Annotated in this window: 23 protein-coding genes; 12 read left to right on the top strand and 11 right to left on the bottom strand. The window is 72.4% G+C overall.

Translation table 11 applies throughout. The annotated features are described in order from the left end of the window. Window positions 1–9 precede the first annotated feature (9 nt). Window positions 10–1719 (top strand): 2-isopropylmalate synthase, encoded by a 1710-nt coding sequence (locus ACIO5E_RS05995; RefSeq protein WP_400664220.1) that lies wholly within the window; start codon window positions 10–12, stop codon window positions 1717–1719. Window positions 1720–1939: 220 nt separating this feature from the next. Beyond that, the gene (locus tag ACIO5E_RS05990; protein WP_400664218.1) at window positions 1940–2308 is read left to right on the top strand and encodes a hypothetical protein; all 369 of its coding nucleotides are present in this window, start codon (window positions 1940–1942) and stop codon (window positions 2306–2308) included. Window positions 2309–2555: 247 nt separating this feature from the next. Here ACIO5E_RS05990 and ACIO5E_RS05985 read toward each other — a convergent pair whose 3' ends face one another. From ACIO5E_RS05985 to ACIO5E_RS05965, 5 genes are all read right to left on the bottom strand, one after another. Then, window positions 2556–3176, bottom strand: coding sequence for a hypothetical protein (locus ACIO5E_RS05985; protein ID WP_400664216.1), 621 nt, complete (start codon window positions 3174–3176; stop codon window positions 2556–2558). Between the two features lie 93 nt (window positions 3177–3269). Further along, complete coding sequence (locus ACIO5E_RS05980) at window positions 3270–4010, bottom strand: class I SAM-dependent methyltransferase (RefSeq protein ID WP_400664214.1); 741 nt, start codon at window positions 4008–4010, stop codon at window positions 3270–3272. Between the two features lie 314 nt (window positions 4011–4324). Then, window positions 4325–5650, bottom strand: coding sequence for a DUF4157 domain-containing protein (locus tag ACIO5E_RS05975; protein ID WP_400664212.1), 1326 nt, complete (start codon window positions 5648–5650; stop codon window positions 4325–4327). Between the two features lie 321 nt (window positions 5651–5971). Then, window positions 5972–6667, bottom strand: a complete 696-nt coding sequence (locus ACIO5E_RS05970) for an alpha/beta hydrolase (RefSeq protein ID WP_400664210.1) — start codon at window positions 6665–6667, stop codon at window positions 5972–5974. A gap of 302 nt (window positions 6668–6969) precedes the next feature. After that, window positions 6970–8109 (bottom strand): hypothetical protein, encoded by a 1140-nt coding sequence (locus ACIO5E_RS05965; protein ID WP_400664209.1) that lies wholly within the window; start codon window positions 8107–8109, stop codon window positions 6970–6972. Window positions 8110–8329: 220 nt separating this feature from the next. Between ACIO5E_RS05965 and ACIO5E_RS05960 the strand changes: the two genes are divergently transcribed. After that, window positions 8330–9136 carry a nucleotidyltransferase gene (locus ACIO5E_RS05960; protein ID WP_400664207.1) on the top strand — a complete coding sequence of 269 codons (807 nt, stop codon included), beginning with the start codon at window positions 8330–8332 and terminating at the stop codon, window positions 9134–9136. A 205-nt stretch (window positions 9137–9341) separates the two neighbouring features. On the opposite strand, the gene ACIO5E_RS05955 is transcribed toward ACIO5E_RS05960, so the two are convergent. Both ACIO5E_RS05955 and ACIO5E_RS05950 read right to left on the bottom strand, forming a co-directional pair. Beyond that, the gene (locus ACIO5E_RS05955) at window positions 9342–10289 is read right to left on the bottom strand and encodes a hypothetical protein (RefSeq protein WP_400664205.1); all 948 of its coding nucleotides are present in this window, start codon (window positions 10287–10289) and stop codon (window positions 9342–9344) included. Continuing rightward, the gene (locus tag ACIO5E_RS05950) at window positions 10286–10819 is read right to left on the bottom strand and encodes a SigE family RNA polymerase sigma factor (RefSeq protein ID WP_400664204.1); all 534 of its coding nucleotides are present in this window, start codon (window positions 10817–10819) and stop codon (window positions 10286–10288) included. Before ACIO5E_RS05950 ends, ACIO5E_RS05955 begins: the two co-directional genes overlap by 4 nt. Window positions 10820–10924: 105 nt before the next feature. Here ACIO5E_RS05950 and ACIO5E_RS05945 point away from each other — a divergent pair, with 105 nt between their 5' ends. Continuing rightward, the gene (locus ACIO5E_RS05945) at window positions 10925–11689 is read left to right on the top strand and encodes an alpha/beta fold hydrolase (protein WP_400664202.1); all 765 of its coding nucleotides are present in this window, start codon (window positions 10925–10927) and stop codon (window positions 11687–11689) included. Window positions 11690–11723: 34 nt separating this feature from the next. Here the strand turns inward: ACIO5E_RS05945 and ACIO5E_RS05940 are convergent, their stop codons facing one another. Together ACIO5E_RS05940 and ACIO5E_RS05935 are read right to left on the bottom strand one after the other, a co-directional pair. Beyond that, entirely contained in the window at window positions 11724–12254 is a 531-nt protein-coding gene (locus ACIO5E_RS05940; protein ID WP_400664200.1) for a MarR family winged helix-turn-helix transcriptional regulator, read from the bottom strand. Continuing rightward, entirely contained in the window at window positions 12251–14221 is a 1971-nt protein-coding gene (locus ACIO5E_RS05935; RefSeq protein ID WP_400664454.1) for an MFS transporter, read from the bottom strand. The genes ACIO5E_RS05940 and ACIO5E_RS05935 overlap by 4 nt, the downstream gene beginning before the upstream one ends. 729 nt (window positions 14222–14950) lie before the next feature. Here ACIO5E_RS05935 and ACIO5E_RS05930 point away from each other — a divergent pair. The 8 genes from ACIO5E_RS05930 (at window position 14951) to ACIO5E_RS05895 (ending at window position 22003) form a co-directional block, all read left to right on the top strand. Then, window positions 14951–15922 (top strand): urea transporter, encoded by a 972-nt coding sequence (locus ACIO5E_RS05930; protein WP_400664198.1) that lies wholly within the window; start codon window positions 14951–14953, stop codon window positions 15920–15922. A gap of 130 nt (window positions 15923–16052) precedes the next feature. Next, window positions 16053–16358 (top strand): urease subunit gamma, encoded by a 306-nt coding sequence (locus tag ACIO5E_RS05925; protein WP_063349823.1) that lies wholly within the window; start codon window positions 16053–16055, stop codon window positions 16356–16358. Between the two features lie 3 nt (window positions 16359–16361). Further along, on the top strand, window positions 16362–17306 hold the full coding sequence (locus ACIO5E_RS05920) for a sirohydrochlorin chelatase (protein ID WP_400664197.1): 945 nt from the start codon (window positions 16362–16364) through the stop codon (window positions 17304–17306). 24 nt (window positions 17307–17330) lie between these two features. Beyond that, entirely contained in the window at window positions 17331–17729 is a 399-nt protein-coding gene (locus tag ACIO5E_RS05915; protein WP_400664195.1) for an urease subunit beta, read from the top strand. Then, window positions 17729–19453 (top strand): urease subunit alpha, encoded by a 1725-nt coding sequence (gene ureC / locus ACIO5E_RS05910; RefSeq protein WP_400664193.1) that lies wholly within the window; start codon window positions 17729–17731, stop codon window positions 19451–19453. The genes ACIO5E_RS05915 and ureC overlap by 1 nt, the downstream gene beginning before the upstream one ends. Beyond that, window positions 19450–20175 carry an urease accessory protein UreF gene (locus ACIO5E_RS05905; protein ID WP_400664192.1) on the top strand — a complete coding sequence of 242 codons (726 nt, stop codon included), beginning with the start codon at window positions 19450–19452 and terminating at the stop codon, window positions 20173–20175. Before ureC ends, ACIO5E_RS05905 begins: the two co-directional genes overlap by 4 nt. Before the next feature lie 200 nt (window positions 20176–20375). Continuing rightward, window positions 20376–20996 carry an urease accessory protein UreG gene (ureG, locus tag ACIO5E_RS05900; protein WP_280680908.1) on the top strand — a complete coding sequence of 207 codons (621 nt, stop codon included), beginning with the start codon at window positions 20376–20378 and terminating at the stop codon, window positions 20994–20996. Beyond that, window positions 20993–22003: an urease accessory protein UreD gene (locus ACIO5E_RS05895; protein WP_400664190.1), complete on the top strand. Its 1011-nt coding sequence runs from the start codon at window positions 20993–20995 to the stop codon at window positions 22001–22003. Before ureG ends, ACIO5E_RS05895 begins: the two co-directional genes overlap by 4 nt. A gap of 58 nt (window positions 22004–22061) precedes the next feature. Here the strand turns inward: ACIO5E_RS05895 and ACIO5E_RS05890 are convergent, their stop codons facing one another. Then, a complete protein-coding gene (locus ACIO5E_RS05890) occupies window positions 22062–22496 on the bottom strand; it encodes a protein phosphatase (protein ID WP_400664188.1) in 435 nt (144 codons plus the stop codon). Between the two features lie 75 nt (window positions 22497–22571). After that, window positions 22572–23981, bottom strand: a complete 1410-nt coding sequence (locus tag ACIO5E_RS05885; RefSeq protein ID WP_400664186.1) for a LuxR C-terminal-related transcriptional regulator — start codon at window positions 23979–23981, stop codon at window positions 22572–22574. Window positions 23982–24036 lie beyond the last annotated feature (55 nt).

The following is a 24036-nucleotide window of genomic DNA, read 5'->3' as shown; positions in this document are numbered from 1 at the left end:
TAAGGACTCATGATGCGATTCCCGACCCTGCGTACCCCCACCGGCCCCGTCCCGGCCACCGCCCCCGCCTGGAACCCGCAGCGCCCGGGTGCCATGCCCTCCCACCGCTACCGGCCCGCCCACGAGCGCGTCCACGTCCCCGCGATGATGCGGCGCTGGCCCGGCCGCCGGATCACCCAGGCCCCGCTGTGGGTGCCCGTCGACCTGCGCGACGGCAACCAGGCCCTGGCCGAACCCATGGACCCGGTACGCAAACAGCGGATGTTCGACCTCTTCCTGGCCATGGGCTTCAAGGAGATCGAGGTCGGCTACCCCTCCGCCAGCCGCACCGACTTCGACTTCGTCCGCCAACTGGCCACCGTGCCCGGAGCGGTGCCCGAGGACGTCACCATCACCGTCTTCACGGCGGCGCGGGCGGACCTGATCGACCGCACCTTCGAGGCGGTCGAGGGCCTGCCCCGGGTCGTCGTCCACCTCTACACCGCCACCGCCCCGCTGTGGCGCGAGGTCGTCCTCGGCCGAGGGCGGGAGGAACTGCGCGCCCTGATCACCGAGGCCGCCGCCCACCTGGCCCGGCGCGCGGAGGGCCGGGACGGCGTGCGCTTCCAGTTCTCGCCCGAGGTGTTCAACCTGACCGAGCCGGACTACGTCCTGGAGGTCTGCAACGGGCTCACCCGGCTGTGGGACGCGAGCCCCGACCGGCCGGTCGTCCACAACCTGCCCGCCACCGTCGAGATCGCCACCCCCAACGTCTACGCCGACCAGATCGAGTACCTGCACCGCCACCTGGAGCGGCGCGAGTCGGTGATCCTCTCCGTCCACCCGCACAACGACCGGGGGACGGGCGTCGCCTGCGCCGAACTCGCCGTCCTGGCCGGGGCGCAGCGCGTCGAGGGCTGCCTGTTCGGCAACGGCGAGCGGACCGGCAACGTCGATCTGGTGGCGCTGGCGCTCAACCTGCACACCCAGGGCGTCGACCCGATGCTCGACTTCTCCGACATCGACGAGATCCGGCGCACCGTGGAGCACTGCAACCGGCTGCCCGTGCACGAGCGGCACCCGTACGCCGGGGACCTCGTCCACACCGCGTTCTCCGGCACCCACCAGGACGCCATCAAGAAGGGCTTCGCCCACCACGCCAAGGTGGCCGCCGAGTTGGGCGTCCCGGAGCGCGAGGCGCCGTGGTCGGTGCCCTACCTGCCGATCGACCCGGCGGACCTGGGACGGGACTACGAGGCGGTGATCCGGGTCAACAGCCAGTCCGGCAAGGGCGGGATCGCCTACCTGCTGCAGTCCGGGCACGGGCTGGACCTGCCGAGGCGGCTGCAGATCGAGTTCTCCCGGATCGTCCAGAAAACGACCGACGACAGCGGGAGGGAAGTGACGGGGGAGGAGCTGTACGGGCTGTTCCGCGCCGAGTACCTGGACGCCGTGCCGGACTGGCCGTGGCGGGCGGGGGAGGACTGGGCGGAGGTGACGGTCGGCGCCGAGACCCGCCGGGGCGAGGGCGCCGGGCCCCTGGACGCGCTGGCGGCCGCGCTGCGGGTCGACGTCCTGCACTTCAGCGAGCACGCCGTCGGTACGGGCCCGGACGCGGTCGCCTACGTCGAGGCGCGGATCGGGGGAGAAGTGGTCTGGGGCGTCGGGCTCGACGCGTCGGTGCTCAACGCCGGCCGGCGGGCGGTGCTCAGCGCCGTCGGCCGGGCGCGGCGGGGGTGAGCGGCCGGTACGGACGGTAGGTGTGCGGCGACGGCCCGCCCCTTCGACGTCTGCGTCGAAGGGGCGGGCCGTTCGGGGTCGGGAGTGGCTGTCCGCCTGGATCACTGGATGCGTCGGAAGAAGCTGACATGTCGGAACCCTTTCTGAGTGTTTTGCAAAGTCTTGGAATGACGTTGGCCTGCACGGAGCGTCCCGTTGCCGACGAGCTCGGCCAGGCTCTGTGCGATCGCGTCCGCCGCAGCCCCTCGACGCCGGCAGCGCCGAGCCGAAGTTCAGCAACTGTGTCGGCAAGAACGACGAGGTCCGGGATGACGGCCGGTACAAGCTGACGTACGTGGCCTACAGTTCCGCCCCGCCCGAACAGCACCCCGAGGCCGTCCGCAAGGTCCGTGCGATGATCGAACAGCAGGGCTTCAAGATCGATGGCTACCGGGAAACCATCGACGGCAAAGTGGACACGGTCCTCGACGCATCCCAGGAATCGAGCCGATACCTGGTCACGGTCGAGACCACGACCGGAGGGCTCCTCCTCTTCCTGGTCAAAACCCCCTGCCTGATGCCCCCCACCCCGTCCCCGACTTCCCACTGACCCGGGGGTCGACTTCCTGGAATGTCCGTGCCCGAAACCCTTGCAGGTCACAGGCCTGTTCACAGGCTTCGGGCGGGCCTGGTAGGCGCGCCCCACCGCCGCGCGGGCCGCCACGGCCACCCCGCGCACCGCACCGCCCCCGCGTGTACGGCGGCCGGACTCCGCCCGCTGTCGCGGCGAGGTGACCTGCACGGAAGGGGTAGCGCGTAGCGACGTCCGAGGGCGCCTTCATCCGGGCGTCACGCTCTCAGGAGCCGGGGCCGGAGTCCGGCGCGGACCGACGGATCGCTTCGGGGGCTCCGACGGCCAGCAGCGTGTCGGGGCCGTCGCGCCACGATCGCAGCGAATCACCGGACTTCTTCCGCGCCTCCGCGGAATCCTTGACCCCCTCGATCCTGACCGCCATCGCCTTCTCGGAGCAGCCGACGGTCATGAAGGTGAAGGGCGTCATTTCGGCGGACGCCTGGGTGTATGCCCCGGCGAGAACGCTGCCCGGGAAGTCCCGGTGGGCGTCCGAGAAACCGCCGCCGACCGTCGGGCGCTGCGATCCGAGGGAATCGGGGGCGGCGGTGGTCGGCTCGGCCAACCCGTCCGGTAGAAGCGACACCTGGCAGGTGCCGTTTCTGATGGCGAGGACTACGTCGATGCCTGAAACCTCGGCGATGCCCAGGATCTTGGCCGTGCCCCTGGCGGGAAGGGCGTCGATGCTGCGCTGGACGGCAGGGGCTGCCGAGGTGGCGGCCAGTCCGTCCAGCGCCCAGGCGACATCCTCTCGCCGGGACGGTGCTTCACCGCCGGTGCATGCGGCCAGGAGTGCGGCAGCAGCAAGGAGGCCCGCTGCTCCGGGGAGCCCTTCGGATCGCCGCATCAGCTGAACTCCCCTGATTCAAGCAGGTGTTGGAGCAGCAGCCTACCGGGTGCCGCGCTTCCGCGGTCGGCGGTGGGGCCCCCGGAGTGGTGGTCAGGCGCGGCAGCGGAGCATCTGCAGTGGGGGGTTGGCGTGGAAGTCCGACCAGTACTCCGCGCCGAACTCGCGCAGGCCGGCCTCGGACACCTCCAGCGGGACCCAGGTCAGCTCGCGGAATCCGCCTGCCCGCAGGGACTCCTCGTAGACCTCGCGGCGCGGGCAGGTGGAGACGAAGGAGATCGGGGGGTCGAGCAGTGCCGTGATCCGGATGCGCGGTCCGGTCGCGGCGTCCTCGCCGGTCAGCTCGGCGAGGAAGCCGTACTTCTCCGGGGACGGGCCGTCGAAGCGGTAGTCGGGTGTCTGGAGGAGCACGAAGAACTCGGCGCCGGGTGCCAGGCTCTGGTGGACGTTGCGGCACATCCGCTCCATGGCGGCGGCGTCCTCCGCGTAGTTGAGCAGCTGGACCGCCGTGGCGACGTCGAACTTCCGCCCGAGGATCTGCAGTTCGGACACGTCGCCCACCTCGTAGCGCACACCCAGCGGGTCGGCCTCCTCCAACTTGCGGGCAGCGGCGACCATTGCGCCGGAGATGTCGACTCCGAGCACCTCCGAGGCGCCGCGCCGCCTGAACTCCCTGCTGTAGAAGCCGGTGCCGGAGGCCAGGTCGAGGACCGACTTGCCGCGCACGTCCCCGACCATGGTCAGGAAGCCGGGCACCTCCGCGTGCTTCGCCAGCGGCAGGGACTTGAAGCCCTCGAACGCCTCACCGATCTCGTCGTACTGCTGTGCGCTCACGGGCAAATCCCCTTCGACCATGGCGACATGAAGCCGATCACCAGGTACCCGACCGTCCGACCGTCCGTCAGAGTGCGGCGACTCTAACCAGCCCCACCCGGCCCGGCCTATCGGCGGATCCTCCCAGAGGTCATCCGCCCCCGGCCGGCGTTCCCTGTCGCATCAGCCCGTAACGCCGCCCCGGCGCCGGCGAGAGGACGAGCGCGCCCCTCGCCAGGTAGGCGGAAGACCGAAGGCCGAACCGGCGAGCAGGCGGGTCCCGAGGATGATCCTCGGGGCCCGCCCAATCGGCCAGGACCGCGCACCCGGGCGGGTCAGGGGTTGAAGAGGCCGCCGGGGTCGCCGGGGTCGCCGACGTAGTTGTGGTCCTGGGGGCGGCCCTGGTTCCGGGTTCCGGGCCTGCCGGTCTCGACGAAGCGGCAGGCGGCGAAGTGGACGTCGCCCATGCCGGGTTGCAGGATGTCGCTCAGCAGCACGTCGCCGTCGAAGACGATGGAGTGGCCGGCGAGTTGGGGATCGGTCAGCGAGGCGACGTTGATGACGGCGGTTTGCTGCGTCTCCGGATCGAGTTCGACGCTGTACCCGCCGGCCACCGGGGTGGCGATCGCGGGGTTTCCTCGAATGGTGAGGCCGCTGGGGTAGGAGATGGTGTAGTTCTGCAGGGTCCGCCCGCCCACGATGGTGCGAGAGGCGCCGGCGCGTTGTCCCTGTTCCACACTGCCGCGCTGGTTGGCGCCCTGCTCCACGTTCCCGCCCAGGTCGTCCGGGAGGACCATGCCGTGCTGCGTGTAGAAGTGCACTCGCGTCCCCGCAGGCACCCGGAACTGACCGTTCGCGGCATGCCAGGCGCCGTGACCGCTGAGGACGAGACCGTCCGCGCGCGCCGGCGCGGTGTTGTCGGCCACCCAGTCGTCGTCCGGGTTGTTGTGGGTGATCGCGGGCCGGTTCTGCTCGGGCGCACGCTGGATCGCGGCCGCGCCGACCCGCGGGACCGCGGACGCCTCCGACTCGGCGCGCTGCAAGGCCGGGCCGCGTGACATGACCCTCGTCGCGTTGGCCTCCGCCTCACGTTCGAAGCGGTCGGAGGGGTCGGAGACCTTGAGCCCCGAACCGTTGTCGGTGCCGGCCACGGGTCCCTGCCGTTGCTGGAGCACGTGCGTCAACTCGTGGGCGAGCGTGTGCTTGTCGGCGCCGCCGTGACCGATGACGACATGGCTGCCGGAGGTGTACGCGCGGGCTCCGACCTCGGCGGCGGAGGCCTTCGCCGCGGTGTTGTCGTGGATGCGGACGTCGGAGAAGTCGGCGCCGAAACGGCCCTCCATGTCGGTGCGGGTCGCCTCTTCGAGGGGCCGGCCCGGCGAGCGCAGGACGTCGTGGACGGCGGAACGCTGAACGGAGGGGTCCTCGGTCCCCAAGTGGCCGCAGCTGTCACTGTGTTGGTGCTGCTCCCGGGCGCCCGGGTGACCGGCCGCGCGGAGCATCTGCACAACGGCCGCGTTGCCGCGGCTGCTCTGCAGGGCGAGGAGCGCCTGAGGAGCGGTCTGTGCCCGGCCCGGGCTCCCCGTCGCCGTGTCCGGCGTGCGGGCTGAGGAACGGACCTTGCCGGCGTCGACATCCTTGGCGTTGTCTTGGGCGCGCATCGTCCTTCTTTCGGCTCGAAAGTTCAACCCTCTCCTGGATATCCGTGACCCCAGCGGTGACGCCAGGTTCGTACGGGCAGTCCCTGTTGCCTGAAGACGCACTGCACGGTGCCCCGACGTCGATGCGGCGCACCAGGTTGGGGGGAGGCCGCGCCGTAGCGGCGACATCGATGCGACCGGCCACATCGGCCTCCGGCCCGCCATGGTGTTGACAGCCGTCGAGTGGGACGGGCACCTGCCGTACTTGAGCACCTGCCATCCGGCCTGGACGTTCGATGAATGGCAGGCGGAGACTGCCTGGCCGCACTGACCAGCTCGCCGTCACAAGCTCAGTACGAGGTCGCGGACGGCGGCCGGCCGGGACAGGAACGGGTGGTGGCCGGTGTCCAGGGCCACGACGCGGCCTGCCCGGCGGGCGAACTCGCGTTGCAGGTCGGCGGGGGTGCCCCGGTCCTGCGCGCAGACGAGGTACGTCGTGGCCACGTGCTGCCAGGCCGCGGACCGCACCGGCTGCTTGAGTACTGCCAGGCTCTGGCGGGCCGTCTTGGCCGTGGCCTGTCGCTGGATCTCCGGACCGCAGTCCTGGAGGAACGTCTCGGCCAGCGCGTCCGGCCGGACGGTGAACGTGCCGTCCTCGGAATCGATGTCGAGGAACGGGGCGGGCTCCCGGCTGCCGAACGAGGAGAGGCTCTGCCCGACCTCGGGCAGGTAGCTGGACACGAGCAGCAGATGGCGCACGGCTTCGACGCCCGCCGCCGCCTCCGCGGTGACGATGCCGCCGTAGCTGTGGGCGACCACGACGGTCGGCTCGTCGCCCGCCGTCAGCACCCCCCGGACGGCGGCGACGTCCTCCGCCAGCCCCGGGCCCTGCGCGTTCGTCGGCTCACCCGTCTCGCCGCAACTCGGCAGGGCGGGCGCCTCGCTGGCGACGTCCCGCTCGGCCAGCAGCCCAGCGGTGCGGTGCCACCACCACGATCCGTCCTTGACGCATGCTCCGTGTACGAAGACGACTCTCATGGCGACCTCCTGGTCTTGATCCGATCGGCTGCCGAGAACGGTAGACGTATCGGTTCGGTCGTCACGTGAGCTGACGCCGACGACGGGTCGGAAGCCCGAGCCACACCCTTCGGGTTCTGGCCTCACGCGCTGTCGCGTGAGGCCGGACTGCTGTGGGTGCCGGCCCGTCCGCGCCTCCGACGGATCGTGGACTCAGGGCAGTGGGTCCCCTGGGCCGCCTCTGCCCTCACAACCCGCCGAACCGCTGGTCAGGGAAGGCGGTGCACCGAGCCGATGCACCGCGTTCCTCGTACCGCCGCTCGTCAATGCAGGACGTCGAGTTCGTTGGTCGCGTCGTTGACGAAGAAGACCTCGTCGCGGTCCAGGTCCACCGCGAGGCCGAAGAGCGCACCCGCGCCCGCCGGGCTGCCGCTGGAGTTGATCTGCTTGACCGCCACCTGGTCCCCGTGGGGCGTGGTCTCCACGATGTTGCCGTCCCCAGCGTTCACCGTCAGGATGTCGCCGCCGGGTGCGAGGGCCATGCCGAGCGGTCCGTTCAGGTGGCCGCCCGCACTGATGACGCGCCCGATGCCGTCACTGTCCTTCCGGTCCAGCGCGTGCGGGATGGCCGTGATCCGGCTCAGGACGGTGTCCGCGACGAAGAGCGTCCCGTCACGGTCGAGGGAGACGCCGGTCGGGCCGACCACCAGGGCCGCCGGGTCGGTCCGCTCGGGGAAGCCGGAGCCGATCACGGTGGTGGCCACCCGCCGCGGCGGGGCGTCGCCCTCATGGCACAGGGTGATCCGCAGCACCGTCCCCTGGTCGACCTCGTTGCCGCCGCCGGCGACCGTGCCGTTGAGCACATTGGTCACGAACAGTTCGCTCTTGTCGTCGTGGCTGACGGCGGTCATGTCCCACGGGCCGTTGATGCCGTCGCCCGCGATGGTCTCGCGTACCGTGCCGTGGCTGTCGAGCACCAGCAGGCAGCCGGCCTGGGCCGTGTCCGAGGTGCCGTCTGCCGTGGGCAGGCTGCCGACCACGACCCAGCCGCCGGGCAGGACCGTGAGCGCGGTGGTCAGCCCGACCCCGCCCGGGCACGGGCCCGGCAGCGTGGTCGGGTCGATCGTGGCGAACGTGGTCGTCGCCCCGCCCGGGCTGATCTGGACCAGGGTGGTGCCCCTGCCCTGCTGTCCACTCGGCGGCACCGAGTTGTTGAAGTTGCTGACCAGGACGTTGCCCCGATGCAGATCGCCGGCGTTCTCCCGGATCACGAACGTGCCGTACGGGTTCTGGTCGCCGTTGGCCGGGACGGTGGACGCAACGAACGACACCGTGTTCAGGCGGTTCAGGAACGGCTCCCGGCCGCCTTCGGCGCCAGTGGCCCCGGCCGGAGTCGCGGTAGCCGTCAGGCCGACGGCCAGGGCTGCCGCAGCCAGCGCGCTCGAACTTGCCCGAAATCTCATGTACTGCCTCCTGCAGATGGCGCCGGCGCGGCCAGGACAGGCACGTGGCCGCGGACATGGCGCAGAGTGACCCCCAGGACGCCACGTTAGGTTTGGCCACCCCCGGTGCGCGCGGCAACATCCGCCAAAGGTTGATCACACTGCGTAACGGCCAGCCCGCCAGGTCGCGCCGGGGGAAATCCGTTCGCCCGCAGGTGAGGAGGCGCGGCAGAGTACCTCCATGGCTGCTGAAGGACTGGACGACGACGGTTTCATCGCCCGTGAGGGCTCCCTGGGGCGGGTGCGGCAGGAGTTCGCGCCGGTGGTCGACTCCGCTCGCGCGCTGATCGCCGAGACCTTCGACCGTGACCGGCTGCACAGTGCCTACCTCTACGGCAGCATCCCGCGCGGCACCGCGATCCCCGCCGTGTCCGACCTCGACCTGCTGCTCGCCCTTCGTCGCGAGCCCACCGGCGCCGACCGGTCCGACGCCGACGCGCTCGAAGCCGCGCTGGACGCCTCCTTCCCGCAGGTCAACGGCGTCGGGATCCTCCTCTTCAGCACGAGCACCCTGCTGAGCGACCTCGAACGCCACGACCTCGGCTGGTTCCTCGCCTGCCTCTGCACCCCGCTGCTCGGCGACGACCTCGCCACCGACCTGCCCCGCTACCGTCCCACGGCCCTGCTCGCCCGCGAGACCAACGGAGATCTGGGGCTCTCGCTCCCGCAGTGGCGCGAGCGGCGGGCCGCCGGCGGGACGGACGCCGAGCGCGAGGCGCTCAGCCGCATCGTCTCCCGCCGGATCGTGCGGACCGGTCTCACCCTGGTGATGCCCCGCTGGGGCGGCTGGACCAGTGACCTCACCCGATCCGCGGAGGTCTTCGGCCACTACTACCCCGAACGTGCCGCGCAGATGCGGCGGGCCGCAGCCATCGCCCGGACCCCGACGGCCGACCTGGCCGCACTCGACGTGTTGATCGACGACCTCGGCCCCTGGCTGGCGGCCGAGTACGCCGCCGTCCACGGCGAGAAGGCGCCCCGGACCTGAGGGACCCGTGTTCCCCCCACCGCCCGCCGGAGCGCAACCCGACGACGGGCTCGGCGAGTTGAGGGGGGAGCAGCGGGGCGCGCGGTTCCCGGTGGGCTTCCGGGGGGCGCGAGAACGGGGTCGGCCCGACGGGGGCACGGGAGCGGGGTCGGCCCGACGGGGGCGGGGTCGGCCCCTCGGCTCGGTCAGGCGGCCGTGGCCACCGTTACTCGGACAGCATCTTCATGCCGGAGTCCGGGAGCTTGGTGCCGTTCCTGTCGAAGAACTGCCAGGACGTCACCTTCTTGCCCGGCTGCTCGGCCACCACGAGGTGGCGGTAGGGGGAGTCCCCCACGGTGACGAGCTGCGGTTCGAGCTTCGTGCCGTCCGTCCAGTTCACCACGACCTTGGCGACGTCGGGGCCGATGGACATCGTTGCCAGCCTGATCGGGAGCGGGCCGGGGGTACCCGCCTTGGCGTGGGGGCCGATGACGCCGCCGCCGAGGTAGGTGCCGTCCCTCGGGTCGAAGTTGCTCGCGTTGGGGACGCTGCCCGCGGAGTCGTCCTTCTGGCGCACCCCGTCCAACGTGACGTAGGTGTTCACCACGTCCTCGGTGTCCCGCCAGTAATGCTGGACGAACGCCTCGGTCGGCTTCTCGACCGAGGGGTCGACGGCGTTGCGCTCCTTCCAGACCGCCATCGCCTGCTCGAACGCCCGCTCCTTCGGGGCGGTCGGCCAGAGCGCCTCCCACAGCTTCCACTCCTTGCCGTCGACGGTGCCCTGCCCGATCACCACCCGGAGCGGGGTGAACGGGTCCTTCGCGGCGGTCGAGCCCGTACCGGTCGGCTGGGAGGCGGGACCGCCCCCGGTGCCGCCGCCGGGACCGCCGTCGGCCGGGACCAGTGCCTGTGCGGTGGGGCCGTTCGCGGGGGCGCCGTGCAGACCGGCCATCGCCCCGCCCGCCAGCACCACCGTGGTGGCCAGCGCGAGCGCGCCGACCATCGACCGGCGGCGGCGCCGGATCCGGCGGCCGCCCGCCATGATGTCCGCCACCGGCACCGAGCCGACCTTCGCCCCGGCCGCCGCCTCCGCAAGGCCGAGCCCGACCCACACGTCCGCGTCGTCGTCCGCCGCGCCCGCCCCGACCGTCCCGCCGTTGCCGCTCGCGCTCATACCGCACCTCCGATGGGTGTCATGCCCTTGAGTTCTCTCAGCGCCGCGGCCTCCCGCAGCTTCGCTATCCCCTTGGCCGCGTGGCTGCGCACGGCTCCCACCGAGCAGCCCATGGCCACCGCCGCCTGGCTGTCGCTCAGGTCCTCCCAGTGCCGCAGCACCACGGCCTCGCGCTGGCGGGCCGGCAGGGTGGCCAGCGCGGCCATCAGCGCACCGCGCTGGTCGGAGCGGGCGTAGCCGTCCTCGGGCCCGGCCGCGTCCGGTACGGCGTCCACCAGCAGCTCCGGCGCGCGGCGGCGCCAGCGGCGGGCGTGCTCGTTCACCAGGATCCGCCGCACGTAGCAGTGCGGATCGCCGGCCCGTCGCACCTTGGTCCACGCCGCGCAGGCCTTCTCCGCGGCGGACTGCACCAGGTCCTCCGCCGCGTACTGTTCCCCGGCCAGCAGGTAGGCCGTCCGCAGCAGCCGTGGCCAGGCTCCGACGATGAACGCCTGGAACTCCGCGTCCCGATCGGTCTTCGGTTCTCCCATGAGCACCTCCTCACCCACCTAGAGCCCAGCGGCCCTCCAAAGCGCTTACTCCCGTCGATCGTTAATCGGTGGGCGTCCCCCGGGGACGTCGCTACGATCCATCGGATGATCCTCTCTCATGACGTATCCGGGACCGGTCCCACGCTGCTGCTGCTCCACTCGTCCGTGTGTGACCGGCGCATGTGGGACCCGCAGTGGCAAGGTCTCGTCGACGCCGGATACCGGGTGGTCCGGTGCGACTTCCGGGGCTTCGGCGACACCCCGCTCGCGGACGGCCCGTACAGCGACGCACAGGACGTCCTCGCCCTCCTCGACCACCTGGGCATCGAGTCCGCCGCGCTGATCGGGTCCTCGCACGGCGGGAAGATCGCCACGGACGTGGCGGCGCTGCGCCCGGCGGCGGTGACCGCGCTGGCCCTGCTGTGTCCCGGCGCGTCCGGGCGCACGCCGGGCCCGGCCCTGCGGGCCTTCGCCGCGAAGGAACGGGAACTGCTCGTGGACGGCGACCTCGCGGCGGCCGTCGAGCTCAACGTCGAGACCTGGCTGGGACCGGAGGCGGACGACGAGGCGCGCGCGCACGTGCGCCGGATGCAGCGGCACGCCTTCGAGGTGCAGGCGGACGCCCGGTTCGGCCCGTCCGACGACGGCGCCGACCTCGGGCGGATCACGGCGCCCTGCCTGGTCGTGTCGGGCGGCCACGACGTGGAGGACTTCCGGCAGATCGGCGCCTTCCTGCCGACGGTGATCCCGAACGCCCGCCACGTCGAACTGCCGTGGGCCGGCCACTTCCCCGGCCTGGAACGGCCCGAGGAGGCCTTCGTGCTGCTCACGGGGTTCCTGGACGAGGCGGCGGCGCCGCAGCCCCGGTAGGCCCGGTAGCGCGGGCAGCACCGGCAGCCCGGGCTCAGCTGCCGGAGGCGTCCCGGTCCCGGGGCGGCGGGACGGCGGACGGGCAGGCCGCCTCGGGCTCGTCCAGCAGCAGTTCCAGCAGGGGGAGAGCCGCCTCCAGATCCCGGCACTGCTGCGCGGTGAGCCGTGCGCTGCGGTGGGCCAGCAACGCGGAACGCTCGCGGCGGATCCGGGTGATCGTCTCCAGGCCCGCCGGGGTGAGTTCGAGCAGCTGCGACCGGCCGTCCGTCGGGTCGGGGCTCTTGGCGATCAGCCCGTCGGCGGTCAGCGGCGCGATCGTCCGCACCATGGACGGGACGGCCACCGCCTCCCGCGCGGCGAGTTCACCGAGCCGCAGCGGGCCGTGCTGCTCCACCCGGACCAGCGCGGAGAGTTGGGCGACGGTGAGGTCCTGGCCGCCGGAGGCGCGGGCCATCTGCCGGTTGAGCCGGCCGATCACCAGGCGAAGCCGGACGACGGCGTCGGCGGAGAGGCCGTCGCCGCCGGGCCGGCTCGCGCTCGCGGCCTCGCCGCCGGCGCCGGTCATGGCCGGTCGGCCTTCCCCCGCGGCGCGTCCCGGTGCGTCCCGGAGGGCCCGCCAGGCTCGCTCCGGTGCGTCCCGGGGCGTCCGCCGGGCTCGTCCCGGTCCGGTCGGGGGCTGCCGGATCGGGGACTGGCTGGGCGAGGGCTGTCGGAGTGGGGGCTGTCGGACCGGGAACCGTCGGGCCGGGGGCTGTCGGAGTGGCGGCTGCCGGGCCGGGGGCTGCCGGACCGGGAACTGCCGAGCCGAGGGCCGCCGGACCGGGAACTGCCGGGCCGATGCCGTTCTCGGACGAGCGAGGCGGCCGCGGCGACCAGCGACATGGCGATCGCCAGCCAGAACACCACGACCAGACCGTCGTGGAAGGGTCCCGAGATCAGCTGCGGGAAGAACTCCCGACCGGTCAGCGTCTGCGCGTTGGCCGCCGGGAGCTGCCCGAGCACGTGCGGGCCCAGCAGCTGCTGGATCGGGTTGTACCCGAGGAACGCGGCGAAGAGCGTGCCGACCGGCGGCAGCGCGGCGATGGCGTGCGCGTCGCCGGCGGACACGCCCTGTGCGGTCAGTCCGGAGCTGAGCGTGTGGGGGAGCGACCCGGCCAGCCCGGCCACCATCAGCGAGAAGAACACGCCGATCGAGAGCACCATGCCGGCGTTCTGGAAGGTGGCCCGCATGCCGGAGGCGGCGCCCCGGGCCTCGGCCGGCACGCTCGACATGATCAACGAGGTGTTGGGGGCCGCGAACAGGCCGCCGCCCAGGCCGTTGAGGAACACCAGGACGGCGAACCACGGGTACCCGAAGTCGGTCGGCAGCATCAGCAGCCCGGCGAAGGACAGGGCCATCACCACCAGCCCGCCGGAGGCGAAGAGCCTGGCCCCGGCGCGGTCCGAGAGGTACCCGGAGAGCGGTCCGGCGGCGAGGAAGCCGACGGTCAGCGGGACCAGGTAGATGCCGGCCCACAGCGGGGTGTCGGCGTAGTCGTAGCCGTGCAGCGGCAGCCAGATGCCCTGCAGCCAGATGATCAGCATGAACTGGAGGCCGCCGCGGGCGATCGAGCCCAGCAGGGTGGCCGCGTTGCCGCCGGCGAAGACCGGGTCGCGGAACAGGGCCAGCGGGAACATCGGCTCGGCGACCCTGGACTCGACCCGGCAGAAGACGATCAGCAGCGCCACCCCGCCGAACAGCCCGGCCAGCACCCAGGGGTTGGTCCAGCCCATGGTGTGGCCGCCGTAGGGCTGGATGCCGTAGGTGATCGCGGCGAGCAGGGCGGTCAGGCCGACGCCGAAGGTGACGTTGCCCCACCAGTCGATCCGGGCGGGCCGTCGCGCTCCGGTCTCGCGCAGCGACCGGTAGGCCCAGACCGTGCCGAGGATGCCGATCGGCACGTTGACCCAGAAGATCGACCGCCAGTTCCACTCGGCCAACAGCCCGCCCAGGACCAGGCCGATGAACGAGCCCGCGATTCCCGCGACGATGTTCACCCCCAGCGCCATGCCGCGCCGGTGGGCCGGGAACGCGTCCGTGATGATCGCCGCCGAGTTGGCCATCAGCATCGAACCGCCGACCGCCTGCACCACCCGCCAGCCGATTAGCCACAGGGCGCCCGGCCCGCCGTGCAGCGGGTCGAGGGAGAGGGCCACCGAGGTGACGGTGAAGATCAGGAAGCCGGCGTTGTAGATCCGCACCCGGCCGTGGATGTCGCCCAGCCTGCCGAGCGTGACCACCAGGACCGCGGTGACCAGCATGTAGCCCATCAGCATCCACAACAGGTAGCTGACGTTGCCGGGTTGCAGCGGGTCCAGGCCGATGCCGTTGAAGATCGAGGGCAGCGAGATCAGGACGATGGAGGCGTTGATGGTGGCGATCAGGGTGCCGAGCGTGGTGTTGGAGAGCGCGACCCACTTGTACCGCGGATGGTCCGGCTGCACGCCCCCGTGGAGCGCGCGCACGCGCCCGGCCCTGCCGCCGCTCGACATGTGTGTCGCCACCGTTGCCTCCTGGTGCATGGTCGGCCGTGGCCGGCAGGCGGGGAGAGAGTGTCGATAGCTTTCGTTAACTAACGATAGTCGGATCGTCCTTCTTGTGGCAGGCGCACGGGGGGCGTGAACGAGGGGCGGGGGCCTTCGGGAAGCACTCCGGGCCCGGTGGTCGAGCTCTGCCGTCGAAGAGGATCCGGACCTCCCGGATGGGCCCGTCCCGGGCGGTGATCGCCTCCGTGGTGCGGTACCGCCGACCGCTGGTGAGCTCGTACTCGTAGGGGGGTACCGGTCGGCGGTCCGCCGGGGTGGCGGGCCCGACTCGATCGCATGCTGCCCGACGCAGCGCGTACACATTCCCGTCACATTGTTGCCGTGGGCCGCCGTCATTTCGCCGCGCAGGCTGTCCGAATTGCCCGGACGGGATGGCTTCGTGTCGAATTCCTTGACATGACCACTTTCTTATTATCGTCTACCGCACGTAAAACTTCGCAAAGAATTCCCCTCTTCAAGAGGGGTTCTGACCTGCAGAATCAACATATTGTTGCAGCTCAGGGCTGTAATGATCACCCTTCGCTGTACGGCTGTAACCGGTCGTGTCCGTTCCGGGTGGCATTCCACAGGAGTACGGTTCCGGAGGAATCGCCGGGCGTGCTCGCGAGTAAGTCGAGCGGCCTTGCGGATTATTCGCCATGCCGTGGAAAGTCGGAGCGGGAATTGGTGTGACGTATGGGTCGGAAAAAGGGTGGGTCGGGAGACTCCGAGGTTGCCCGCCCGATATCACTCAAGTTAGTCGTCGAAGTCCTGCGCGGCGTCGCGCAGGTGGATTTCATGCCGTCCGCCGTCTGCGGGCTGTTCTTCGTGGCGGCACTGTTCGCGGCCGGCTGGCAGTACGGCGTCTACGGCCTGCTCGGTAGCGCCGTCGGCACCGCCGTCGCGTACGGCCTGCGGCTGGCGCGCGGCGCCGTCGAGGCCGGATTGCACGGGTACAACGGCTGCCTGGTGGCGCTGGGGTGTGCGGTGTTCCTCGGCCCCGGCCACCCCGCCACCGTCACGGTGTCCGTGCTCGGCGCCGCCGTCGCCGTGGTGGTCACCGCGGGCCTCGGTGCGGTGCTCGACACCTGGAAACTCCCGGCGCTCACCGCGCCGTTCTGCCTGGTCGCCACCGCCACGACCGCCGGCGCGCCCGGCTTCCGGCACCTGTGGCACGGCGCCGGGGCCCCGGCGGCCCTGGCCACGCCGGCCGCAGGCCCGACCGGGCTGACCTGGGACCAGCTGTGGCACGGGTTCTTCGCCAACATCGGCCAGATCTTCTTCATGCCCCAGTGGTACGTCGGCCTGCTGTTCCTGGCCGGCATCTTCGCGGCCGGCCGGCCGGCGGGCCTGCTGGCCTGCGCGGGCAGTGCGACCGGGCTGCTCACCGCCTGGGCGCTCGGCGCGCCCGCCGACGCCGTCGGCCAGGGGCTGCTCGGCTACAGCGGGGTGCTCGTCGCGATGGCGCTGTGCGGGGTGTTCGTCGCCGCCGACGGCTGGAGCGCGGCCTACGCGGTGCTCGGCGCGGCCGCCTCCACCGTCCTGACCCCCGCGCTGGGCGCCGTCACCGTGCCGTTCGGCGGCCACGCCTTCACCTGGCCGTTCGTCCTGACGACCATGCTGTTCCTGGCGGCCGTGCCGGCCATTCCCCGGCTTCGCAGAATCTGACGGGATCGCCGGCGTCGGATCCCGATCCCCGTTCGCGTCGGACGCCTTCGAGTGCCCCACGCGTCCGTTCGGACATTTGGACATTCAGTCATTCGGCCATTCGGTCATTCGGAAAGGAAGAGTGATTCCCGTGAATCTCGCACCGCGTGAGATGGACAAGCTGTACATCTACGTCGTGGCCGATCTGGCCCGCAAGCGCCGCGACCGCGGCGTGAAGCTGAACTACAGCGAGGCCTGCGCGCTGATCAGCGAGGCGATCATGGAGGGCGCCCGGGACGGGCGCACCGTCGCCGAGTGCATGGAGATCGGCAAGCAGGTCGTCAGCGGCGAGGACGTCATGCCCGGCGTCCGCGAGATGCTGCCGCTGCTCCAGGTGGAGGCCGCGTTCCTGGACGGCACCAAACTGGTCTCCTGCCACGACCCGGTGGGTGCCTGAGCCATGACCGCACCTCAGGCGGCGCCCGCGCCGGCGCCGGTGTCTGCGGCCGCCCCGGTGTCCGCCTCGGTGTCCACCGCCGCGGTGGTACTGGCCGGTGGGCACGAGAGCGACGGTGGCCGGGACCTGGCCGCCCTGGTGGAGCGCGAGCCCGCCGTCCACGCCGCGGCCGCCGCCGGCCGGGCGCTCGGCGAGGCCGTCCGCTCGGCGCTGGCCGCCACCGACGGCCCGGTGTGCGTCGTGCCGATGACGCTGGGGCGCGACCCGAAGCTGGTGGCCGACACCGCCCGGGCGCTGCGCTGGCTGGCCGCCGGGGAGGGCCGGGGCCGACTCGCCCTGACCGAGCCGTTCGGCGGCAAGGACCACCTCGTCGGCTGGTTGCGGGCCGCGGCCTCCGCCGGCCCCCAGCCCGACGGCGCCGTCCTGGTCACCGCCCCGGCGGCCGGCCCGTTCGAGGACGCGGACCTGTTCCGGATCGCCCGGCTCGTCCGCCAGTACGGGAACCACCGCTGGGTGGAGGTGGCCTTCGCGGGCGGCGACCCCGGCCCGGCCGAGGGCGCCGAACGCTGCCGGTTGCTCGGCGCCCGCGAAGTGACCGCCGTCCCGGCCTCGTTCGGACCGGCCCTGCGCACCGAACTGCCCGGGGTGCGGGACGGCGGGCCGCTGCTGCGGCCGGCCGCGATCGCCGGGGTGGTCGCGGCCCGTACGGCGGCGGCCCTGCACCTGTTCGGCCACGGCGAGGACGGCATCCTGGCCGGCCTCGACGCCGAGCACGGGCACGGATACGCCCACAGCCACGGCCCGGGCGGGGACCACACACATGGTCACGGGCACGGGCACGGGCGCGGCCACGGCGACAGCCACGGACACGGACACGGGCACGGGGAAAACCACGGCCACGCGCACGCGCACGCCCACGGCCACGGACACGGCCACACACATCACTGAACCGACAGAGAGGAAGGGCCAGCCATGTCTGGTGGCGCCACGTACCTGTACGGCGACGACCCGGTGGAGATCAACGCCGGCCGCGCCCAGGTCACCATCACGGTCAGCAACACGGGCGACCGGGCGATCCAGGTCGGCTCGCACTACCACTTCTTCGAGGCCAACCGCGCCCTCGACTTCGACCGCAACGCCGCCTACGGCAAGCACCTGGACATCCCGGCCGGCACCGCCGTCCGCTTCGAGCCGGGCGACACCAAGGACGTCACGCTCGCCGAGTTCGGCGGCCACGGCCGCCTGGTCGGCTTCAGCAACCTCGTCGACGGCGGCATCAGGGCGGCCGACACCCGCGCCCGGGCGATCGACCGGGCGATCGCGCTCGGGTTCAAGGGCACCAACCTCGACCACAAGGAAGGCAACCGCTGATGGCCACGCTGTCCCGCAAGCAGTACACCGATCTCTTCGGGCCCACCGTCGGTGACCGCTTCCACCTCGCCGACACCAACCTCGTCGTCGAGATCGAGAAGGACTTCAACCAGGGCCACTACGGCGACGAGGCCGTCTACGGCGGCGGCAAGGGCATCCGCGACGGCATGGCCCAGGACCCGGCCGCCACCTCCGCCCAGGGCGCCCTGGACCTGGTGATCACCAACGTCGTCGTGATGGACCCGATCCTCGGCGTGGTCAAGGGTGACATCGGCGTCAAGGACGGCTTCATCACCGCCGTCGGCAAGGCCGGCAACCCGCACACCCAGAGCGGCGTGCACCCCAGGCTGGTGATCGGCCCCGGCACCGAGGTGATCTCCGGCGAGCACCTGATCGCCACCGCCGGCGGCATCGACACCCACATCCATTTCATCGCCCCGCAGCAGGTGCAGGAGGCGCTGAGCAACGGCATCACCACCCTCATCGGCGGCGGCACCGGCCCCTCCGACGGTACCAACGGCACCACCTGCACCCCCGGCCCGTGGAACATCGGGCGGATGTACCAGGCGGTCGAGGACCTCCCGGTCAACGTCGGCCTCCTCGGCAAGGGCAACGGCTCGCTGCCGGGCGCCCTGAGAGAGCAGGTCGAGGCCGGCGTCTGCGGCCTCAAGGTGCACGAGGACTGGGGCAGCACCCCGGCCGCGATCGACAGCGCGCTCAGCGTCGCCGACGAGTACGACGTCCAGGTGGCCATCCACACGGACACCCTCAACGAGGGCGGGTTCTTCGAGGACACCCTCTCCGCCATCGACGGCCGCACCATCCACACCTTCCACACCGAGGGCGCGGGCGGCGGCCACGCCCCCGACATCATGCGGATCGCCGGCGAGGCCAACGTCCTGCCGTCCTCCACCAACCCCACGCTGCCCTACACCGTCAACTCGGTGGACGAGCTGCTGGACATGGTGATGGTCTGCCACCACCTCAGCCACGACATCCCCGAGGACGTCTCCTTCGCCGACTCCCGGGTGCGCGCCGAGACGATCGCCGCCGAGACCGTCCTGCACGACGAGGGCGTCATCTCGATCTTCTCCTCGGACTCGCAGGCGATGGGCCGGATCGGGGAGTCCTTCACCCGCGCCTTCCAGACCGCGCACCACTGCAAGGACCAGCGCGGCAAGCTCGACGGCGACACCGAGCGCAACGACAACGTCCGCGTCCTGCGCTACCTCGCCAAGCTGACCATCAACCCGGCCATCGCCTCCGGCACCGCCGACCACATCGGCTCGCTGGAGAGCGGCAAGCTCGCCGACATCGTGCTGTGGCCGATCAACTCCTTCGGCGCCAAGCCCAAGATGGTCATCAAGGGCGGCGTCATCAACTGGGCCCTGATGGGTGACCCGAACGCCTCGCTGCCCACCCCGCAGCCGGTCTACTACCGCCCGATGTACGGCGCGCTCGGACGGGCCAAGCAGGCCACCCGGGTCTCCTTCATGTCCCAGGCCGCCATCGACCTCGGCGTCCCGGCCCGACTCGGCCTGGACAGCCGCGTCCTGCCCGTGCGGCACTGCCGCTCGGTCGGCAAGCAGCACATGGTCCGCAACGACGCGCTGCCGAAGATCGCGGTCGACCCGGAGACGTACAAGGTCACCCTGGACGGCGAGCCGGCCACCATCGAGCCCGCCCGCGAACTCCCGCTCAACCACCTGTTCTACCTCGCGTGACCGGCGTCGCGGAGCAGGCCGCCGCCGCGTCCACGGGAGGCCTTGACGCCCTGCTGGTCAGCCTCCAGCTGACCGACTCCGCCTTCCCCAGTGGCTTCTACACCCTCTCGCACGGTCTGGAGGGCTACGCGCAGGCCAAGGCGGTCACCCCGGACACCATGCCCGAGCTGCTCGCCGACCTGCTGCGCCACAGCGTCGGCCCGTCCGACGCGACCGCGCTCGCCCTCGCGCACCGCGCCGCCCGGGCCGGCGACTGGGGTCTGCTGGTCGAGGTGGATCAGCGGCTGCACGCCACCAAGCTCAACCGCGAGCTGCGCCTGGCCTCCACCCGTACCGGGCGCCAACTCCTCGACATCGCACGGGAGTCGGTCGGCGGCGAGCCGCTGGACCGGTACGCCGAGCTGGTCGCCGCCAAGCAGGCCCCCGGCTCCCAGGCAGTGGCCGCCGGGGTCGCCTACGCCTCGGCCGGCGTGCCCGTCGAACAGGCCGCCGCCAGCGACCTGTTCGCTTTCTGCACCAGCTTCGTCGGCGCCGCCCTGCGGTTGCGGCTGACCGACCACCGCAAGGCGCAGGTGGTGCTGCGGGCGATGGCACCGGTGATCGAGGAGACCGTACGGGCCGCCCTCACCCGGGAGTTGGACGACCTGGGCGGGTGCGTGCCGGTGGCGGACGCGATGTCCGGACGGCACGAGCGGGCCGAGGCCCGGCTGTTCGCCAGCTGAGCCGTCCGGGGGGTGCGCCGTGGCGCACCCCCCGTCGGCGGCGGGGCCGGGTGACACTGCACCGACCGCGTGAACCGCACCAACCGCACTGACCGCACTGACCGCACCAACCGCACTGACCGTGCTCGCCGTACCGGCAGCACCGGAACCGCACCAGAACCGCACCAGAACCGCAGCAGAATCGCAGCAGAGGAGACAGCATGACCGAGAACGTGCTCCGCGTCGGCATCGGCGGACCCGTCGGCTCCGGCAAGACGGCGCTCATCGAGGCCCTCGTGCCGGTGCTGATCGCACGCGGCCACCGCCCGGCGGTCATCACCAACGACATCTACACCCAGGAGGACGCGCAGCACGTGCGCCGCACCCTGGCCGGTGTGCTCGACCCCGAGCGGGTCGTCGGCGTCGAGACCGGCGCGTGCCCGCACACCGCCGTCCGGGACGACCCGACGATGAACCTCGCGGCCGGCGCCGAGATGCTGGAGCGCTTCCCCGACGTCGACACCCTGCTGTTCGAGTCCGGCGGCGACAACCTCACGCTGACCTTCAGCCCGGTCCTGGTCGACCTCTTCCTCTTCGTCCTGGACACCGCCGAGGGCGAGAAGATGCCCCGCAAGCGCGGTCCGGGCATCACCGAGTCCGACCTGCTGGTGATCAACAAGATCGACATCGCCCAGTACGTCCGCGCGGACCTCGGCATCATGGAGTCCGACGCCCACCGCGTGCGCGAGGGCGGACCGGTCGTACTCACCAACTGCCTCACCGGGCACGGGCTGGACGAGATCGCCACCTTCCTGGAGACCTTCCGCAAGGTCCCCGCATGACCGTCACCGCGGCCGCACCTGCCCCGGACGCGCCGGCCGTGGCCACCGTCGAAGCGGCCGCCGCCGAAGCGGGCGCCGCCGTGCCACGGCTGGACCCGCGGCACTTCGAGCCGGCCCGCGTCCCGTACGCCGTCCGCCGGCACGCCGGGACGCCCGACACCCTGGGCGTCGGGCGCCCCGGAAAGGTCGGCCTGCTGGAGCTCGCCTTCGAGCGGATCGGCGAGCGCACCGAACTCACCGGCCACTACCAGAAGTCGCCGCTGCAGATCATGCGTCCGCTCTACTTCGACCCGGCCCGCCCCGACCTCGCCATCACCTTCCTGATGTCCACCGGCGGCGGCATCCTCCAGGCCGACCGGCTCCGGACTGACCTGCGCTGCGGCGCCGACACCGCCACCCACCTCACCACCCAGGCGGCCACCAAGGTCTACCGGATGGAGTTCGACTACGCGACGCAGCTGGTCAACCTCGACGCCGGGCCCCGCGCCTACGTCGAGTACCTGCCCGAGCCGGTGATCCCCTTCGTCGACTCGCGCTTCTACCAGCGCACGGTGTTCACCGTCGACCCCACCGCCACCGTGCTGGCCGGCGAGACCGTGCTGGCCGGCCGCCTCGCCCGGGGCGAGCGCAACGCCTACCAGGTGTTCGCCTCCGACCTCGAAATCCGGCGTCCGGACGGCGAGTTGACGGCCCTCGACACCGTCAGGCTGGAGCCGTCGGCGGCCGGCGTCACCGGCCCGGCGGTGCTGGCCGGCCACGACGTCATGGCCAGCCTCTACGTCGTCACCCCGCTCGCCCCGGCGGCGCTCGTGGCCGACACCCTGCACGGGGCGCTGGCCGACTGCGGCCTGCTGTACGGGGTCAGCGTCCTGCCGCACGACAGCGGCGCCTGGCTGCGCCTGCTCGGCTCCGACACCCGGGCCTGCGCCGCCGCCCAGCGGGCCGCCTGGGACGCCGTGCGCCGACTGCTGATCGGCGTCCCGGCCCCGGCGCTGCGCAAGACCTGACCCGCCGGGGCGCCGACCGGCCAGCCGGTCCGGCACACCTGCGGACGTGCACCGAGCCTCAGCCCAGCCGGGCGACGAACCGGCGTTGCCACGGGGTCTCCACCGCGTGCCGGTCGTAGTGCGCCCGTACGTAGGCGACCGCCTCGGTGGCGGGGACGCCGTCCAGGATGGCGATGGCGGCGAGGGCGGTGCCGGTGCGGCCGCGGCCGCCGGCGCAGGCGAGTTCGACGCGTTCGGTCGCCGACCGCCGCCAGGCCTCGCGGAAGGCGTCGGCCGCGTCGGCGCGGTCGGCGGGGAGTCGGAAGTCGGGCCAGCGCACCCACCGGCTCTCCCAGCCGAACTGCCTCGGCGGGTGGCCCAACAGGTAGAGCCCGAAGGAGGGCTGCGGGCCGGGCGGCAGCGGGCGGCTGAGGCCGCGCCCGCGCAGCAGTCGCCCGGAGGGCAGGCGCAGGACGCCGGGGGCGGCCGGGTCCCAGGTCGTCGGATCGGTCACGTCGCTCCTGACGGTGGTCGCGTCACTGCTCGCGGGTGGTCGGGTGGTCGGGTGGGTCGGGTGGTCGACGGGTGTTCAGGACGCCACGTGCAGGGCCGCCGTGCCCGGCATGCCCGCCCGGTGGGCCAGGGCCGCGGCCTCGCCGCGGGAGGCGACGCCGAGCTTGGCCAGGATGTTGGCGACGTGGAACTTCACCGTGGACCCGCTGATGTGCAGCGCCTCGGCGATGTCCCGGTTGCGCCGGCCCTGCGCCAGCTGGTCGAGCACCTCCAGCTCGCGCGGCTGGAGCCCGTCCAACGGGTCGGTCACGCGCGGCGGTTCGGGCAGGGTGAGCGGCAGGTCGACGGTCACCGTGGTGCCCCAGCCGGGGACGGCTTCGATGGTGCCGCGCCCGCCGAGGGCGGCGATCCGGTCGGCGGTGCGGTGGACGGTGAGCGCGTCGGCGGCCAGCAGGCCGGGGCCGTCGTCCCGCACCACCGCCCGCAGCGTGTCGCCGGTGAACTGCCAGCTCACGTGCAGCCTGGTCAGGCCGTCCTGCTCCAGCATGAGGAGGACGGCCGCCCGGACGGCGTCCCGGGCGGTGTGCGCGGTGTCCGCCGGCACGGACCGGGCGGCCTCCGCCGGCGGTGCCACGTCCAGCCGCACCCGGGTGTGCCGCAGCAGCGGGCGCAGCTCCCGGTCGAGCCGGGCGAACGCGGCGTCGGCGGGTTCCTCGCTCAGCGTCCGGTCCAGGTCCGCGCCCCGGCGCAGGTCGAGCAGGGCCGTCACCGCCAGCTCGGTGGCGGCGCGGCGCGCGGTGGCGTCGTCCAGGGCGGCGGACCGCAGCGGCGAGAGGATCGCGGTGAGCGCCGCGCTGTGCATGCCGGTGAACTCGGCGATCGCCCGGGCCCGGGAGCCTGCGGAGGCGCGGGAGGCCGCCGCGTGGTTGGGGCCGGCGTCGGTGGCACGGTGGTGCGAGTGGGCGACGAGCAGGTCCCACAGCTGTTGGAGGACGGCGAGTGCCTCCGCCGCCACCGGGTCGGAGCCGCCCCGGACCAGCACCAGCACCGCGGTGTTGGCGTCCGTCGGTGACGCCGCGACCACCACGACGGACCTGACCTGCCCGGCCAGCTTCGTCTCGCCCTGCCAGGGCCGGCCGTTCGCCGTCGCACCGGCCGTCACCTCGGCCAGCCGGGCGAGCTCCAGGCCGCTGACGGCCCCGGCCGGTTCGGGCAGACCGAAGGCGATCGTGGGGGAGTACGTGCAGATGCCACTGAGCTGGGCGATCGCCACGTGCGGGACGAGGGTGGCGATCACCTCGGAGAGCCGGTTCATCAGGCCCGGCCGGGGTGTGCGCAGCACCTCGACGGCGTGCGCCAATGCGTCCTCGGGGCGTCCCCAGTGGCGGCGCCAGCGCTCGTCCGTGTTCCCGCCCGCCCGCCCGGTCGCGGTGCCGGCCGGGGCGCCGGCCGAGTTGTCGGCCACGTTGTCGTCCGCGTCACCCATGCCGTTCAGCCTAGCCCGGGGACCGGGGCGGACGCCTGGCCGTTCGGACAGGTCC

It is taken from the genome of Kitasatospora sp. NPDC087314, assembly GCF_044744365.1.
Lineage (GTDB): Bacteria > Actinomycetota > Actinomycetes > Streptomycetales > Streptomycetaceae > Kitasatospora.
Note: the sequence above shows the minus strand (reverse complement) of the source record. Positions and strands in the feature narration are given on the sequence as shown.